The organism is Suttonella indologenes, from assembly GCF_900460215.1.
Taxonomy (GTDB): Bacteria; Pseudomonadota; Gammaproteobacteria; order Cardiobacteriales; family Cardiobacteriaceae; genus Suttonella; species Suttonella indologenes.
Genome location: NZ_UHIA01000004.1, coordinates 1,624,354 through 1,640,181, shown reverse-complemented (window position 1 = coordinate 1,640,181; position 15,828 = coordinate 1,624,354). Strand labels below are relative to the sequence as shown.

The window sequence follows — 15,828 nt, the reverse complement described above, 5'->3', positions numbered from 1 at the left end:
CAATTCTTTCTACTGCTCATTTTGGCTCAATACCTCATCAATACTTAAACCTGCTTGAATTAAATCATTGATTAACCCCAAGCTATCTGCAAGTATCTCCTTGGTTGCAGCTGCCTTATTCGCTTTAAAACTTCCAGATAGAACTTTTTGCATGAGTGGGTTTGATAATAGTATCTTTTGCTGTTCTGGTGGAAAGCTTGATATAGCTTTACCAAACTCCTCCAACTGTTGATAGGTCTGTTCTGCCAAATGTGTAGTAAATCTTTCATTTGCTTGTTCATGTGTGCCTATTAAATCAACATGCTTTGAACTGGCAACAGAATAATAAATATTAATCAAATCAACCGTTAAATGGGCAATTTTTTCATACGATTCAGCTTGTTGTTCTGAAAGTCCTTTTACTTTTTTAGTCTCATTGATCCCAGTGGAAATTTGTCCTTTAACAAAAGTAAAAGGATAAGAGACTACGTTGCCCACAGTTGATGCACCATCGCCTAACAAGGCAACACCCCATAAAGCAGTTGACATGAAAGGATGGTTTTTAAAGTCAGCATCATCTATTGCCTTTTCCGAATAATCACTAGACAAAAATCCTTTTAATTGTGTGGAAAGGTCTAATTTTCTAGTAGAGAAATACATTATATACATATAATTTTCCATATGTTCATTTACTGCTGTCATTGTATCCGTTTTCATACCACAAGCACTAGCAATAAAACATAGAGCTTTGCCACCAAAGGTTCGTGGAGTTATTCTTCCTGTTACATTACTACCAGCTTCAGTGTAATTTTTAGCATACTGTCCGCTAATGGACCAATCAACTGAAACTGGTTTATCATCACCAGCGTATGGTTTCTCAACATATGTAGCAGAATGAATTGTTACATCAATTGTATCATTACCTTGTAATCCAATTAACTTCAAGCTATCCATATCAATCTCAGCATTGTAACAATTAAACATACAACCCTTTAAAGAATCAATATCAGATGGTGATTCAATATCTTTTGCCTTGCCAATCAATTTTAACTCTCTTGGCTCAATCGTTCCCTTTGTTTTTTTGGTGTAAATGGAATAGTTATTGCCATTATTTCCATCTACAACATTGCCATTGGCAACAGATATTTCAGATTGGTTTTCACCTCGAACATTTCTATCATCAAAGCGTTGCCCGAACTCTGCCGTATCATTACCTTTTAGCCCTGTAATGACTGGTTTTTTATTAGAGTTATGTGTGCCATCATAAGTCTTTTTATCACTAACAGCGGTTATGGTCAATTCAGCAGGCGTAATTGTACCCTTTGCATTTTTGTCAATAATGGTATAGTTTTTACCATTATTGCCATCAACAATTTTACCATCAACGATAAATAACTGAGTATTGTTTTCTCCCTGAACATTTTTATTAGTAAAGCGTTGCCCAAACTCTGCTGTATCACCATCCTTCAATCCCACAATAGTTGGTTTTTTATTAGAATTTTGAGTACCATCATAAACTTTTTTATCGCTAACTGCAGTTACCACTAAATCAGCAGGCTTAATTGTCCAATGACTATTCACCAAATCTAGCTCATAGTTATCCATTATTGCTTTATCTGCTGGCGTTAAGGCAAATAATTTTAAAGTACCAGTATCAGAAACTTTAATCTTATCCCCAGCATTTTTTGTTGATAAAGTGCCTTGCCCGACAATTGTAACAGGATTGCCATTGGATAATTTACCTCTATCGGCAGTTACCAATTTATTTTGCAGGTTTGTAATGATGGTGTTATTGTCTGCCTCTTCCGAAATAGCATTATTTGTGCCATCATAAATACGAGTAGCGGTAATAGCAATTGGCTTTTTATTGATTTGCCATTGTCCACCAACTTTACTAATTTCATAGTTTTTGCCCAATTCGCCAGCAATTACAGTTTCAGAAATACTCTGTAATTGATGTGTACCAACATTTGTACCAGTTAATGAGCCAGAACCATTAAAGGTGATTTTATCCAACTCACTATCCAAAATACCCTGTTGATTGGTGGTGTTGGCTTTTTCCAAAACTGAGATGGTGTTTGTGCCATCGTAGACTTTTTCACCTGATAGATTGAGTGTTACTGGGCGTTTATGAATAACCCATCGCCCAACGATTTCATCGCTCAATTTATAGTTACCCCCCAACTCACCTCCAATGAGCGTATTACTGACAGATTTTATCTGTTGAACGCCAGCATTTTTGCTGGTGAGTGTACCAGTGCCTTGAATGGTAACCTTATCCAAATCTTTATCCAAAATACCTTCTTGATTGGTTTTGTTGGTGGTAAGGGAAATTTCAACACTATCTTTGCCATCATAAATCTTTTCACCCGAGAGTGTGAACTTAACAGGGCGTTTGTCAATTGTTAATTTCCCTTCCCCATATTTAATTTCGTATTTTTGACCACCAGTCAGACCTGTGGGTACAAGGGTATACGTTCCTGCATTTACTGCATTAACCCAATTACTACCCTTACCGTCAAAACGCAAACTACCCGAAAATACATTTTTATTATCCAATGTATCGCCATCTAATAGACCTGTTACACTTACGCCATTACCATTCCACCCTTTTAAATTGCGCAATGGAGCATTTGGGTCATTAGCATCAGTAATTGTTAAAGGTCTGCCGTCATAAACTTTACTTAGATCATTTGCTTTTATTGCCAAATCTGTAGTTTGACTTGGTGGTGTTGGATTACCTGGCAAATTAGGCGTTGGTGCAATCACAATGGTACCCTTTGTAAGCATTTTCAAACGTGGGTAATCATTATTTTCATCAATCCGCCAAATTTTATTAAAATCCCAATCTTGAAAATTAGCTTGCTTTTTCATATCGCTGGTAGATAAAGCCTCCCCACCTAACGGACTTTCTAATACGCCAACAGTATCTTTGTCAAAATAGCTATTTTCTACACCTGCCAATTTCTTGCCATTTAATGAATAAGAGTTGTAAGATATTAAACCTCCTGGTTTATAAAAGTTTTTATAACCCACAAGATCTTGAATATGAATAGAACCAGTCGCATAGGTATTACTAATGGTTGATTCAAGGTCGCTCACTTCTCCAACCAATCCACCAAATTTTGCCCTCGTTGTCCCGCTAGACGACAACGAACCTGTAGCATAACTGTTTTCAACATTGGTCTTTTGATTTAATGTACCAATCAATCCGCCAGCAGTTACATCTATATTTTTGGTTTCAATATTTCCAGTAGCATAACTTTCTTTAATATCAGCAGCCCGAGCATATCCCACTAAACCACCTGCTATTACGCTATTTGCACTGGTGATTTTTGCGACATCAACACTTAAATTACCTTCTGCATAGCTACGTTTAATTTGGGATCCTGATAATGAACCAACCAACCCACCAATGCTATTATTGGGTTTATTAGCCGTTACATTACCTGTTGCATAACTGTTCTCAATGACTGATTTATCATATGCATCCCCTACAAGACCACCACCATAGCTACCACCAGACACGTCACCAGTTGCAAAACTATTTGATATATTTGTTTTTTGCAAGCGTCCAACTAAACCGCCAGCCAAATATGCACCTTCTACTTTGCCTGTGGCATGACTATTTTGAATAATGCTCTGCTTACCATTTTGCTCAATATAGCCAACTAAGCCACCTACGCCGCTATAAGCGTTTGGTGCAATCACATTGCCTTTTGCAGAACTGTCAGACAAAAAATGACTTCCACTACCAGTAGTTAAATGAATTCTTCCAACCAATCCTCCTGTACCACCGTTCAAGTTACTACTACCTGCAACATTAACATTGCCAAATGAAGTGGCATGATGAATATTCATATTCGGTGCATCATAACTACCAACATCAATCATACCAATCAAACCACCAATATTGTGATCAGTAGAAGCTTTAACTCTAATATCGCTGTGTAAATACGATAATTCACTGGTAACACCTAGATTCACACCAGCATAACCAATCATGCCACCGACATTTTCTTCACCTGAGATGCCACCATTATTAACAATAACATTATTAATTTGGCTATTTGTAGCAACACCAATTAAACCACCAACATTTCTTCCGCCTTTAATTTGACTATTATGCAAACTTAAATCACGAATTTCGGTCGTTTGTGCTTTTCTAATTAAACCAACATCATTTTGATTGGGAGCGTCAAGAGTGAGATTTTCAATAATATGCCCTAAACCGTGAAAACGCTCACCACCCAATAAATTATCGCCCGTTTTATATTTTTGTTTTAATGTCCAACCTGCAAAACCATTATGGTTTTCTGTATGAGATAAATCAATGTTTTTACCAAAAGCAATGTTTTGATTTGAAAAAGCTTGTGCATTGGCTTCTGTGCCACCGTTTGTAATTTCAGGCATTTGATGAATGACATCAAACACCACCGTTTCGCCATTACTGCCTTTTTTGACGGAAAAATTCTTTCCCTCTGGTAGATTGACCTTGACAGTGCGGTCTTTTAGTGGGGTGTTTTTATCAAGATAATAATCACTACTCCCACCATTATCCGTACTCTGCCCATACTCCAACGCCAATTTAGCCGTCCCACTACCATTCATCGTCTTATTGATATGAATGTCATTATTCGCATTGAACGTGAGCGTGTTTTTATCCCAGTTGATTTCATCGTTGATAATCACATCGCCTTTGCCCTCTTTTGCCCCATCACGGCTTTTTAGGGTTATGTTATTGCTTTTCAATCCTGTAGTGACTTGAGCGCCTGTCATATCGCCGCCGCTTTTGGCTACGGTAAAGTCTTTGGGGTCAATCAGCCATGTGCCTGTTTGTCCGTTTTGGGCTTGGGTGGAAATATGGGCGCTATCGGCAAAAAAGAGTGATGCGGCGCTGGTTTCAATAAACCCACCATCACCACTTGCTTTGCCTTCCGCCTTTAACGAACCACTCACATTCAAAGCCGAATTATCCAAATCGCCCAACAACTCAATCACGCCATTTTTATTTTGTACGGTATTGGCTTCTATCACGCCTGTGTGTTTAATCAGCGATTTTTTAACGCTGTCCACGCCTTTGGCGGTCAGTACCACTCGCCCGCCGTCTGCCAAGATTGCGCCGCCATTATCAACGAGTCCTTGTAGCGTGCCTTTGTCTAGGGTGTAGGCAAAATTGGCGTTGTCGGGCAATGTGATAGAAAAGCTATCAGCACTTGCCAGCAGGGTATGGGCTTTGGGAGCGGTGATTGTGCCACTGTGTTTGACGATCGGGGCGACTAGGGCAACCACGCCGCCTTGCGGTACGGTGATGTTACCGAGATTTTCTATTTCGCCTTTGGCATTGGTGAACTGATAGCGACCGTTCATAAAGTCGTCATTGCTAATCTGTGCGGTGGTGGCGACAAGGCTTCCTACGTTGATTTGGGCATCTCTGCCGATGAGCATGCCGTTAGGGTTGGAAATGAAGACTTTGCCGTTGGCATTCATCGCGCCGTCGATAATGGAGCGTTCGTTGCCAATCACGCGGTTTAGGGTCAGAGATTGGGCATTAGGCTGATGGAAATTGACGGTTTCATGAGCGCCGATGCTGAAGTTTTGCCAGTTAATGGCGGCGTTTTGGGAGCTTTGCCGGATATCGGTAATATTGCCTGCTTGATGAATAGCGGCTTGTCCTGCCGATACTGCGCCGCCTGTGGGCGCAGCAAGGGCGAATGGGCAGGTGAGCGCAAGAAGGGCGGCGCAGAGCGCGCGGAGTTTGCCGGCAAAAGTTGGGGTTTTGCTTGCTGCGGCGCTTGTTTTTTCGGCGCAGCTTTTGTGTTTGCCTTTGCTGATTTCCGGCACGGCTTGATAGGTTTGGCTGGCAGTATTATAAACAACGCGGTAGATGTGATTCATACGGTATTTCCTGTGAGTAGATGCAAAAAATATGTCTATTGAAAAGATTAAGTTAGCCTGAGAGCTTTGCAAGATTTCCGAATTTATTTAGGTGCTGTTTCTGTTCGGATAAATAGCATGGCGATCTCGTCCTCTTATTTTAGACCAAAAGTACAGAGCATTTTGTCTGAAAAGTCGACATTTTTGCGTTCGATAAAAAACGGATTTTTTTTGCGCTGTCTTGCATTTTTCAGAGCTATAGTCTCTTAACTTCAAAATGAGATTATTTTAAGCGCTTCTCCTGACAAAATGCGTATCTCTAAGTCTCTGAAGTTAAGGTACTATATTTTTTGTCTATAGTCGGAGAAGTGAAAATTAGTACAAGGCGGCGAGCCGCAGACAGTACAGATAGTACGGCGAGGCGAGCCAACGCCGTAATATAGCCATTCAACCCAAAAATCTATTTATGCTGAAAACGTCCAGATTTCTGGCATTACTTAATTCTTATGATTTATTTTTAACGCTGCGCTGTGCCGTACTTTCTTTGCGCTGCCAAAGAAAGTACGCAAAGAAAGGCAGCCCCTTGCCTTGCTCCGCTACGCGGAGTTCCCTTGCCAGCTTGAATTTTTCGGCGCGCGTCAAAACGCTTCGGACTTCGTTAATCGCTCAAACAGTGACGCGCTTGTTCCCGAAAAATCCTGCGCTGTCTGCGGCAAGGCAAAAGGGGATTTTGAGTGCTCCGTAACTGGTTTTGTGGGAATTTGCAGTTTCGCCAACTCTGCGTAGCGAGTTTTGCTCAAAACTTTGCTTTCTTTGCTCTTCGTAGGAAATTCCGTCTTGTTTTAAAGTTTAACGGCTATACTTTTTCAATTCTTCGACTATATAGGCTGAATCGCGCTAATGCTGCGTTATAGTCTCTTAACTTCAAAATGAGATTATTCTAAGCGCTTCTCCTGACAAAATGTGTATCTCTAAGTCTCATTTTGAAGTTAAGGTACTATACAATAGGCGCGTTTTATCGATTAAGGACGAGTACATGGCATTTGCTGCGTTTTTGCCGCCTAAGGGTGCAAGAATTGCCGTCGGGATTTCCGGCGGTGTGGATTCTTCGGTGGCGGCTTATTTGTTGAAATCCCAAGGCTATGAAGTGTTTGGGATTTTTATGAAGAATTGGGAGGAGTCTTTTTCCACCGGCTATTGCACGGCGGCGGAGGATTTAGAAGATGCCCGCGATGTCTGCGAGACTTTGGGGATTGAATTGCATACGGTAAATTTCGTGCAGCAATATCATGAGCGGGTCTTTGAATTGTTTTTGGCGGAATATCGCGCCGGACGCACGCCGAATCCGGACGTGCTTTGCAATCGCGAGATTAAATTTGCGGAATTGGCGGATTATGCGGCGCAGTTCGGCGCGGATTATCTTGCTACGGGACATTATGCGCAGCGTTTTCAAGATGGCGGAGAGGCGGCTTTGTTTAAGGGTATCGACGGCAATAAAGACCAGTCGTATTTTCTGCATCAAATCACGCCGCAGCAATTGGCGCGGGCGATTTTTCCTTTAGGCGGCATGGAAAAAAGCGCGGTGCGGGCGATTGCTCAAGCTAATGATTTGATTACTTTCGATAAGAAGGATTCCACAGGGATTTGCTTTATCGGCGAGCGTCCTTTCCGTGAATTTCTGCGCCAGTATTTGCCTGCCCAGCCCGGCAAGATGAGAGACAGCAGCGGTAAGGTGATTGGCGAGCATATCGGGCTGATGTATTACACCATGGGGCAGCGGCAGGGCTTGGGCATCGGCGGTGTGGCAGGGGCGAGCGAAGAACCTTGGTATGTTTTGGATAAGGATTTGAAGAATAATGAATTGATTGTGGGGCAGGGTGAGCATGAGGGTTTATATCATCGCCGTTTGCGCGCCGGTCAATTGTCTTGGCTCAATGCGCCGCCTGAAGAAGGCAAAGTCTATGCGGCGAAAACGCGCTATCGCCAGCCGGATCAAGCGTGTCGGATTATTTTTGAGGGCGATCAATTGATTGCGGATTTTGTCGAGCCGCAAAGAGCGGTGACGCCGGGGCAGTATTTGGTGCTTTATGACGGCGCGCATTGTTTGGGCGGCGGCGTGATTGAGGAGAGAATGGAGGCAGGCAAATGAGTCGGATACGACAGGAACAAGCCGATCAGATTTGGGCATTATCCGCTATGTTTTTTGCGGCGGAGGGCGTGACGGCTTTGGCGGAGAAAGGACAATGGGCGGAGGAGAATTTTGCCGTGCTGCTGCCGAGTTTGGCGCGCATGAATTGCGAGACGGTGCGCGATTATTATGATTGCCCCGAACGCTTAGCCAAGGGGCGCGACGATTTGCTGCATTATTTCAGCCATACGCAGCCGGACAGACGTTTGGCTTATGTCTTGCAGATGATGCGCGTGGCGCGGCGTTTGCAGGGCAATGCGGAATTGTTGAATGTCTTGCTCAAGGGCTTGCAGGAAACGCGTGAGCATATTCCGCATTTCGGCATGCTGCATGAGAATATTTTTGCGCGTTATTCTGCGATTTATCAGGACAGCGCCAGTAAGGCGGCAAAGCGTATTCAAGTCTTTGGGCAGGCGAATTATTTGCGCCAGACGGAGGTGGTTAACCGTGTGCGTACTTTGCTGCTGTGCGGCGTGCGTACGGCGGCATTGTGGCAGGCAAACGGCGGCAGTCGTTGGCAGCTGATGTTTGGACGCGGCGGGATTATTGCGCTGGCGAAGGAGTTGGATATGGGCGCGCCTTATCAGGAAAAAGAAGAATATTAAGCAAGTATAGTCAAAGAATTGAAAAAGTATTACGGCGTTGGCTCGCCTTGCCGTACGCTCTTGTACTGTCTGCGGCTCGCCGCCTTGTACTACTTTTTCACTTCTCCGACTATATAGTCTCTTAACTTCAAAATGAGATTATTCTAAGCGCTTCTCCTGACAAAATGTGTATCTCTAAGTCTCATTTTGAAGTTAAGGTACTATAGTGTTCGACTACTGCTTAACTTTTTGATAAATATGTTTTTTATGCGAATGACAGATTTTTCTAATGCTTTTCCTGCATTTTCTTGAAATTTCTTGCATCGAATGCCGAAATAAGTTCTAAAATAGAATGCTTCTTATTTTGGAAGCCTATGATGTCGGACAACGCTGTTTCTCTACAAACGATAGATGCTTTATCTAGCACGATGCTCATTCCCTTATGGGCGAAGGCAGTGGAATCAAGAAAAGAAAATCCTTTGCTTTATGATGCGCAAGCATTAAGTATGTTTCAATCGATTGATTATGATTTTGCCAAATTAAAACAAGCAAAGTCTTCGCAGATTGGCTGTTGCGCTCGTGCCTTGGTCTTGGATGAGATGGCGCAAGACTTTATTGCAAAGCATCCTGATGCGATTGTGGTGCATTTAGGGGCCGGATTAGATGCTCGCTATGAGCGTTTGGGACAGCCGGATGTGAGCGCATGGTATGATGTGGATTTGCCGGATGTGATGGCTTTAAGGCGTCAATTACTGCCTGAATCCAATAATCATTATTTAGCGATGTCATTATTTGATCGGGATTGGATCATTAAAATACAAAACGAAGCGAAGCCTGTGTTGCTGATTGCAGAAGGCGTGTTGATGTATTTCACAAGCGAAGAATTGCGTAATTGGTTTGCAGAGATTGCCAAGGCTTTGCCGCAAGCGGAAATGATTTTTGATGTAATACCAAATGCATTTGTCGGACGAGAAAAACGGCATGCCGCTTTGCGCCGAATAGGCGAAAAACCGCCGGCTTTTAACTCATCGTGCGTAATTCTCCACCTATAATCTTCGATTTAGATGGAGATGTAAGCACAGGCAACCTAAGCAGGGCGTTCTTGTTTTTCGATGTACTGTCTAATGGTATCAATCGTAGCACCGCCAGTCGTCAGCAAACAATACGCTCTAGTCCAAAGTACAGGCTTGTAGTAAAACTCTGCCAAGTGCTTTGCAAATTCCTTTCGCATCAATCGGCTCGTTACCGTTTTTAGATTATTGATAAACTTACTTAGCATGATATTAGGATGCATATCAAGCAGTAAATGCACATGGTCGGCTTCCCCATTGAATTCTAACAGCTCAACTTCCCATTTTTGGCAAAGATCGGTTACGATTTCTTTTAGCCTATCGAGCATAGCTCCAGTAAAGCATTTTCTGCGGTATTTTGTGACTAGCACTAAATGGTAAGTAAGTTTATAAACGCAATGATAATGGGATTTTAGTTTGTTATTCATGATTGACACTAAGTAGGATTTACGCTAAATTATACCTACATTCAAGTTGACTAACAACCCATGCTCAAAGCCTACAAATACAGAATTTACCCAAACCAACAACAAGCCATAGCGTTTGAACAACACTTTGGTTGTGTTCGTTTTGTTTATAATTGGGCATTGGCATTACAAAATAGATATTACAAAATCTTTGACAAATCATTATCCCGTACTCAAATACAAAACCAATTAGTCAAGAAAAAGAAAACAGGCAAATTTGCATGGCTAAATGAAGTCAATAGCCAATCGTTACTTAATGCCTTGCTAAATGTGCATACCGCCTTTAGCAATTTCTTCAAAGGTCGTGCCAAGTTTCCACGCTTCAAATCTAAAAAAATTCCACAGCGAAGTTATCAATGCCCACAACATTGCACCATAAACTTTGAACAAGGCATCATCAACCTACCCAAAATCAAAGGCATCAAAACCGTATTTAGCCGTGAATTTATTGGCAATATCAAAACGGTTACCATCACTAAGACAGCAACAGGCAAATACCATGCAAGTATTTTAGTAGAAAACAATGAAATTGTACCAACACCAACCACAATAGAGCCTAGTCTAACTGTAGGTATTGACTTAGGCATCAGCCACTTACTTAACTTATCAGACGGTAGCAAGTTTGATAACCCAAAACATTTATCTAAAGCAAGCAAACGCCTTGCAATACAGCAAAAAATTTTTGCTCGCAAACAAAAGACCAGCAAAAACCATCAAAAGCAAAAATTAGCCGTTGCTCGTATTTATGAAAAAGTACGCAACCAGCGTTTAGACTTACACCACAAAATCACGCATAAACTGATTTGCGAAAACCAAGCTACCAGTTATGCACTTGAAGATTTAGCGGTGAAAAACATGGTAAAGAACCGAAAACTTGCCAAAGCCATTAATGATGTCGGTTGGGGGCAGTTTGTTACCCTGCTTACCTACAAGGCGAATTGGTATGGTAAAAACATTCTAAAAGTGAATCGATTCTTTGCCAGTAGTAAAATTTGTTCGCATTGCCATCACAAATTAGACAGTCTGCCGTTGTCAGTCAGAAATTGGGCATGTCCTAGCTGTCAAACACACCATGACCGTGATATCAATGCAGCAAGCAATATACGCCATCAAGCGTTAGCTGATGCACTAGGACTTAGTGCTGTATAAAGAGTTCCCCCAGTATAATACTTATCAGCGTAAGTGTACTGGCGAAAGGTAACAACTCAATCTAGGTTGAGGTTGTTATGGGTCGCAAGGATTCCCCCTACCATAACCGCTAGGTTTGGTGGTGGGAGTGTGTCAAGCACTTACTGTCGCAAACGCTATCCTTGGCATTTACGCCTGATGTATCTCAGCAACTGGGCAAAACGTCATTTAGATATGCAGATTATCCATGCACGTTTTTAGAAGCTGTTTATAGTTAATTCCTAATTAAAATTAATTGTTTTTCAATATCTTAGGTCGGATACCAGTATCCGACTCGTTTTTAGCTATGTGCTTGTTAAATCATCATTTGCCAAGTGCCTGATTCAATCCCGCTAAGGTGGCGCGCAGCATCGCGGTTACCGTGTCGTGGCTGTAGGCAATGCCGATGTAGCGTTCTTGCCGAATCAGCAATTCCACATAGGCGACTGCTTGTGCATCGGTGGATTGCGAAAGGGCATGCTGGGCGTAGTTGACGACGCTGATCGGCATGGCAAAGGTTTTTTCCAGCGCTTGCACAAAGGCGCTGATAGCGCCGTTGCCTTCGCCTTGAATGGCGGTTTCGCCGCTGCTATGGCTGAGTTGGGCTTCGAGTTTGTCCGCGCGGTCGTGGCGGCTGATATGGTAGTCCAAGAGTTGGTAGTCGCCGCTTTGCAGATAGTGTTCTTCAAAAATCTGCATGATTTCTTGGCTGCTGAGTTCTTTTTGCGTTTTTTCGCTTTCCAGCTGTACTTTTTGGGCAAAATCCACTTGCAGCCATCGCGGCAGGTCTAAGCCGTAATCGCGCGAGAGGATGTAGGCGATGCCGCCTTTGCCGGATTGACTGTTGATGCGCACTACGTCTTGATAGCTGCGCCCGATATCTTGCGGATCAATAGGCAGATAGGCGATGTCCCAAACGCCGTCGGTGCTCGGTTTTTCCAAAGATTTTTTAATTGCGTCTTGGTGCGAGCCTGAAAAGGCGGTGAATACGAGTTCGCCGATGTAGGGGTGGCGCGGATGTACGGGCAGATTGTTGCATTCGCTGACAATATGCACCATTTCATTCATTTTGCCGAAATCGAGTTTCGGATCGATGCCTTGTGAGTAAAGGTTCATCGCCATGACCATGATGTCCATATTGCCGGTGCGCTCGCCGTTGCCGAGCAAAGTGCCTTCCACGCGATCCGCGCCCGCCATGACCGCCAATTCGGAAGCGGCAATCGCGCAGCCGCGATCATTATGGGTATGCACGGAAATGCTGACGTGTTTGCGGCAGGAGAGGTGGCGGCAGAAGTATTCGATTTGGTCGGCATAGAGATTGGGCGTCGAGGCTTCCACGGTCGAGGGCAGGTTCAAAATGACTTGCTGCCCCTGCCAAGGTTGCCAGACTTGGCAGACCGCTTCGCAGATTTCTACTGCAAAATCCGGTTCTGTTTGGGAAAAACTTTCGGGCGAGTATTGGAAAATCCATTCGCTTTGCGGATATTGTGCCGCCAAGTCTTTGAGCATGTTTGCGCCGAAGACGGCGATTGCGGTGATTTCTTCGCGCGATTTGGCATAGACTTTGTCGCGCTGCACGCGGGAGGTGGAGTTATACACATGCACAATCGCGCGTTTGACACCCTGCAAAGCCTCAAAGGTGCGATGAATCAAATGCTCGCGCGCCTGCACCAAGACTTGCACCGTAACATCGTCGGGAATCAGCTGTTCTTCAATCAGGCGGCGGGTAAAATCAAATTCGATTTGCGAGGCGGCAGGAAAGCCGATTTCGATTTCTTTGAAGCCGCAATCCACTAATAATTTGAAAAAGCGCAATTTTTGCTCAATCGTCATCGGGTCGATCAATGCCTGATTGCCGTCGCGCAAATCCACGCTGACCCAGCGCGGCGCTTGTGTAATCTGTTTATTCGGCCAAGTGCGGTCGGGCAGATGGGGGGCAAAGGCAAAAGGGCGGTATTTGCGGTGGTCAAAGGGGCTGCTCATGCTGGAATCCTAATTCTGAAAACAGCGCATTATAGCGGTGTTTCGGGGTATAAAAACGCTAAATTTGTCGTATAATGCGCCTCTGTTTAATCTTATTCTCTACAAAAGAGGGAAAAATGAGTGAAAAAGAAACCGGCTTGGATGCTATCGACAAAAGAATTCTGCATATTCTCAGCGAAAACGGACGCATCAATAATCTGGCATTGGCGGAAGCCGTGCATCTCTCGCCCACGCCTTGTGCCAGACGCGTGAAAAGATTGGAAGACGAGGGCTATATCGACGGCTACGGTGCAAGGCTGAATCGCGAAAAACTCGGCTATGATTTAAGCGTCTTTATTGCCGTAACGATGGACAGACACACGCCGGAACGCTTTGCCGAATTTGAGGCGGCGGTGGCGAAATTTCCCGAAGTTATCCGCATGAGCATCGTTACAGGGCGGGCGGAAGACTATTTATTGCAAGTAGTCGTGAAAGATATGCGGGCTTTCGAGGCATTTTTGCTCGGCAAATTAAACCGCTTGGCAGGGGTGGCGAATGTGCATTCCAGCTTTGAAATGCGCGCGGTAATCGACCGTGAAGCACAGCCCTAAATCCAGTATAGTACCTTAAGGTCAAAATGAGATTTAGAGATGCGCATTTCATCAGGAGGAGCGCCTGAAATAATCTCACTTTGACGTTACAGAGACTATAGAATAGGGCGATTTTCACATAAGCAAAGGAGTTTTTATGTTATCTGTCAAACAAAAATCATGGTATGCCTTGCTGATTGCGGCATGCTTATCCGCCTGCACTGCCTATGCACCGATTGAGCACAACAGCGCGGAAAACAGCGCAGAAACATCGTCCGAGATGCTGAATATGCAGAGAAAAATGACGGCGGAACAAAGCATCAGCCAAGATGAAAAATTAGGCACGCAATGGGGCGACGAAGTCCAATCGGTAGTGAAAACGGTGAATTTGCGCCGCATCAGCCAGCAAAGCCTTGATGAAAATGTTCTGCGCTATGCCGCGAAAGATTTTTCGGGACGCAAGCTGAACGCCATCTCATTGGTGGCAGGGAAAATTTCCTTTTCCGTGCAAGATGATCAGGGACGCGGCTTGCCCTTATTCCGCGATAAAGGCGCTTATTATCTGAGCGGCAAAGAAGGACAGGCTTACCAACTCAGCTATCAAAACCATTCCGACCAAACCTTTGAAATTGTTGCCAGCGTGGACGGATTGGACGTGATTCGCGGCGTGCCGGCAAGCCGTGCGCATTCCGGATACGTCTTAAAGCCGCAATCCCGCTTAGTGATCGAAGGCTTTAGAAAAAGCGACAGCGTCGTCGCCTCGTTTATTTTCAGCGCAGCCAAATCCGCTTATGCCGCCAACAACGAACAAGGCGATGCACGGCATATCGGTCTTATCGGTACGGCGATTTTCGAGCTGCACGACCCGAATGCCGGACAAGCCAATCCTTTCCCTGCGGATAATGGCTATGCCAAAGCACCGCGCTAATCTTTGGCGGCATGTGTCAATATACAGGGCAACAGATAAAGCATGACTCTAGCTCTTGCCCTGAATAAGAAGAGTTTACCCCTCTATCCTCCCTACAGGAGAGAGTTAAGCGGCAAGGAATTTTTGATAACAGCAGCGGCGCGGTTACAATAGTGCCGCTGCAAATTTTGCATATACAACATAAGGAACAATCATGGGATTTTTACAAGGTAAGAAAATTTTAGTCACAGGTTTGGCAAGCAATTTATCTATTGCCTACGGCATTGCGCAGGCAATGCACCGCGAAGGCGCGGAAATCGCCCTCTCTTATCAAAACGAAAAACTCAAATCGCGCGTGGAAAAAATGGGCGAAGAATTCGGCGTGAAAGTCTATCTGCCCTTAGATGTTGCCGATGAAGGACAGGTAGAAAACGCATTCGCCGTTCTCAAACAGGAATGGGGCGTGCTGGACGGCTTGGTACATGCCATTGCCTTTGCGCCGCGCGAAGCCATCGAAGGACGCTTTTTAGACGGTTGCACACGCGAGAATTTCACTCTGGCACATGAAATCAGCGCCTATTCCTTCCCGCTCTTGATGCGCCATGCCTATCTTTTGATGAAAGACCGCCAAGCGGCGGCATTGGCGCTAACCTATCTCGGCGCTGTGCAAGCCGTGCCGAATTACAACACCATGGGACTTGCCAAAGCCTCATTGGAAGCCAGTATCCGCTATTTGGCGGCGGATTTGGGACAAGACGGCATTCGCGTCAACGGCATCTCCGCCGGCCCGATCCGTACCCTTGCCGCCTCGGGCATCAAAGACTTCCGCAAAATGCTTAAAGGCTTTGAGAAAACCGCGCCGCTGAAACGCTGCGTTACCATCGAAGAAGTGGGCAACACCGCCGCATTCCTCTGCTCGGATTTGGCTTCGGGCATTACAGGGGAAATTACCTATGTGGACGGCGGCTATAACATTTTCTCGTCCGTACAAATGAGCGATGATGAATAAAGCCGTGCTTTTGCAATAGTGATGAAAA

At 44.4% G+C, this 15,828-nt stretch carries 10 protein-coding genes and 1 pseudogene; 7 read left to right on the top strand and 4 right to left on the bottom strand.

The window, feature by feature from the left end:
- Nucleotides 1-9 precede the first annotated feature (9 nt).
- Nucleotides 10-5,877: a two-partner secretion domain-containing protein gene (locus DYC63_RS12035; RefSeq protein WP_115219417.1), complete on the bottom strand. Its 5,868-nt coding sequence runs from the start codon at nt 5,875-5,877 to the stop codon at nt 10-12.
- Between the two features lie 1,015 nt (nt 5,878-6,892).
- On the opposite strand from DYC63_RS12035, the gene mnmA reads away from it, so the two are divergent.
- Together mnmA and DYC63_RS12020 are read left to right on the top strand one after the other, a co-directional pair.
- Nucleotides 6,893-8,005: a tRNA 2-thiouridine(34) synthase MnmA gene (gene mnmA / locus DYC63_RS12025; RefSeq protein ID WP_115219416.1), complete on the top strand. Its 1,113-nt coding sequence runs from the start codon at nt 6,893-6,895 to the stop codon at nt 8,003-8,005.
- Nucleotides 8,002-8,649: a lysogenization protein HflD gene (locus DYC63_RS12020; RefSeq protein WP_115219415.1), complete on the top strand. Its 648-nt coding sequence runs from the start codon at nt 8,002-8,004 to the stop codon at nt 8,647-8,649. Before mnmA ends, DYC63_RS12020 begins: the two co-directional genes overlap by 4 nt.
- Nucleotides 8,650-8,652: 3 nt before the next feature.
- Here DYC63_RS12020 and DYC63_RS13880 read toward each other — a convergent pair.
- Nucleotides 8,653-8,766, bottom strand: a pseudogene (locus DYC63_RS13880) (IS30 family transposase); the annotation flags it as partial.
- A 239-nt stretch (nt 8,767-9,005) separates the two neighbouring features.
- Between DYC63_RS13880 and DYC63_RS12015 the strand changes: the two are divergent.
- Complete coding sequence (locus DYC63_RS12015) at nt 9,006-9,680, top strand: class I SAM-dependent methyltransferase (RefSeq protein ID WP_218564630.1); 675 nt, start codon at nt 9,006-9,008, stop codon at nt 9,678-9,680.
- A gap of 35 nt (nt 9,681-9,715) precedes the next feature.
- Here the strand turns inward: DYC63_RS12015 and tnpA are convergent, their stop codons facing one another.
- Entirely contained in the window at nt 9,716-10,126 is a 411-nt protein-coding gene (gene tnpA, locus DYC63_RS12010) for an IS200/IS605 family transposase (RefSeq protein WP_115217511.1), read from the bottom strand.
- 60 nt (nt 10,127-10,186) lie between these two features.
- Between tnpA and DYC63_RS12005 the strand changes: the two genes are divergently transcribed.
- Nucleotides 10,187-11,314: an RNA-guided endonuclease TnpB family protein gene (locus tag DYC63_RS12005; RefSeq protein WP_115219413.1), complete on the top strand. Its 1,128-nt coding sequence runs from the start codon at nt 10,187-10,189 to the stop codon at nt 11,312-11,314.
- 342 nt (nt 11,315-11,656) lie between these two features.
- On the opposite strand, the gene leuA is transcribed toward DYC63_RS12005, so the two are convergent.
- A complete protein-coding gene (gene leuA, locus DYC63_RS12000) occupies nt 11,657-13,315 on the bottom strand; it encodes a 2-isopropylmalate synthase (RefSeq protein ID WP_115219412.1) in 1,659 nt (552 codons plus the stop codon).
- 116 nt (nt 13,316-13,431) lie between these two features.
- Between leuA and DYC63_RS11995 the strand changes: the two genes are divergently transcribed.
- The 3 genes from DYC63_RS11995 to DYC63_RS11985 all read left to right on the top strand — a co-directional run bounded on the left by DYC63_RS11995 (nt 13,432) and on the right by DYC63_RS11985 (nt 15,800).
- A complete protein-coding gene (locus DYC63_RS11995; RefSeq protein ID WP_115219411.1) occupies nt 13,432-13,905 on the top strand; it encodes an Lrp/AsnC family transcriptional regulator in 474 nt (157 codons plus the stop codon).
- Between the two features lie 136 nt (nt 13,906-14,041).
- On the top strand, nt 14,042-14,812 hold the full coding sequence (locus tag DYC63_RS11990; RefSeq protein ID WP_115219410.1) for a hypothetical protein: 771 nt from the start codon (nt 14,042-14,044) through the stop codon (nt 14,810-14,812).
- Nucleotides 14,813-15,005: 193 nt separating this feature from the next.
- Nucleotides 15,006-15,800: an enoyl-ACP reductase FabI gene (locus tag DYC63_RS11985; protein WP_115219409.1), complete on the top strand. Its 795-nt coding sequence runs from the start codon at nt 15,006-15,008 to the stop codon at nt 15,798-15,800.
- Nucleotides 15,801-15,828: the final 28 nt, after the last annotated feature.

Excerpts from the sequence above, each read along its gene's own strand:
- leuA (WP_115219412.1), bottom strand. The coding sequence starts at position 13,315 with ATGAGCAGCCCCTTTGACCACCGCAAATACCGCCCTTTTGCCTTTGCC.
- DYC63_RS11995 (WP_115219411.1), top strand. The coding sequence starts at position 13,432 with ATGAGTGAAAAAGAAACCGGCTTGGATGCTATCGACAAAAGAATTCTG.
- DYC63_RS12005 (WP_115219413.1), top strand. The coding sequence starts at position 10,187 with ATGCTCAAAGCCTACAAATACAGAATTTACCCAAACCAACAACAAGCC.
- DYC63_RS11990 (WP_115219410.1), top strand. The coding sequence starts at position 14,042 with ATGTTATCTGTCAAACAAAAATCATGGTATGCCTTGCTGATTGCGGCA.
- DYC63_RS12015 (WP_218564630.1), top strand. The coding sequence starts at position 9,006 with ATGTCGGACAACGCTGTTTCTCTACAAACGATAGATGCTTTATCTAGC.
- DYC63_RS11985 (WP_115219409.1), top strand. The coding sequence starts at position 15,006 with ATGGGATTTTTACAAGGTAAGAAAATTTTAGTCACAGGTTTGGCAAGC.
- tnpA (WP_115217511.1), bottom strand. The coding sequence starts at position 10,126 with ATGAATAACAAACTAAAATCCCATTATCATTGCGTTTATAAACTTACT.
- DYC63_RS12035 (WP_115219417.1), bottom strand. The coding sequence starts at position 5,877 with ATGAATCACATCTACCGCGTTGTTTATAATACTGCCAGCCAAACCTAT.
- DYC63_RS12020 (WP_115219415.1), top strand. The coding sequence starts at position 8,002 with ATGAGTCGGATACGACAGGAACAAGCCGATCAGATTTGGGCATTATCC.
- mnmA (WP_115219416.1), top strand. The coding sequence starts at position 6,893 with ATGGCATTTGCTGCGTTTTTGCCGCCTAAGGGTGCAAGAATTGCCGTC.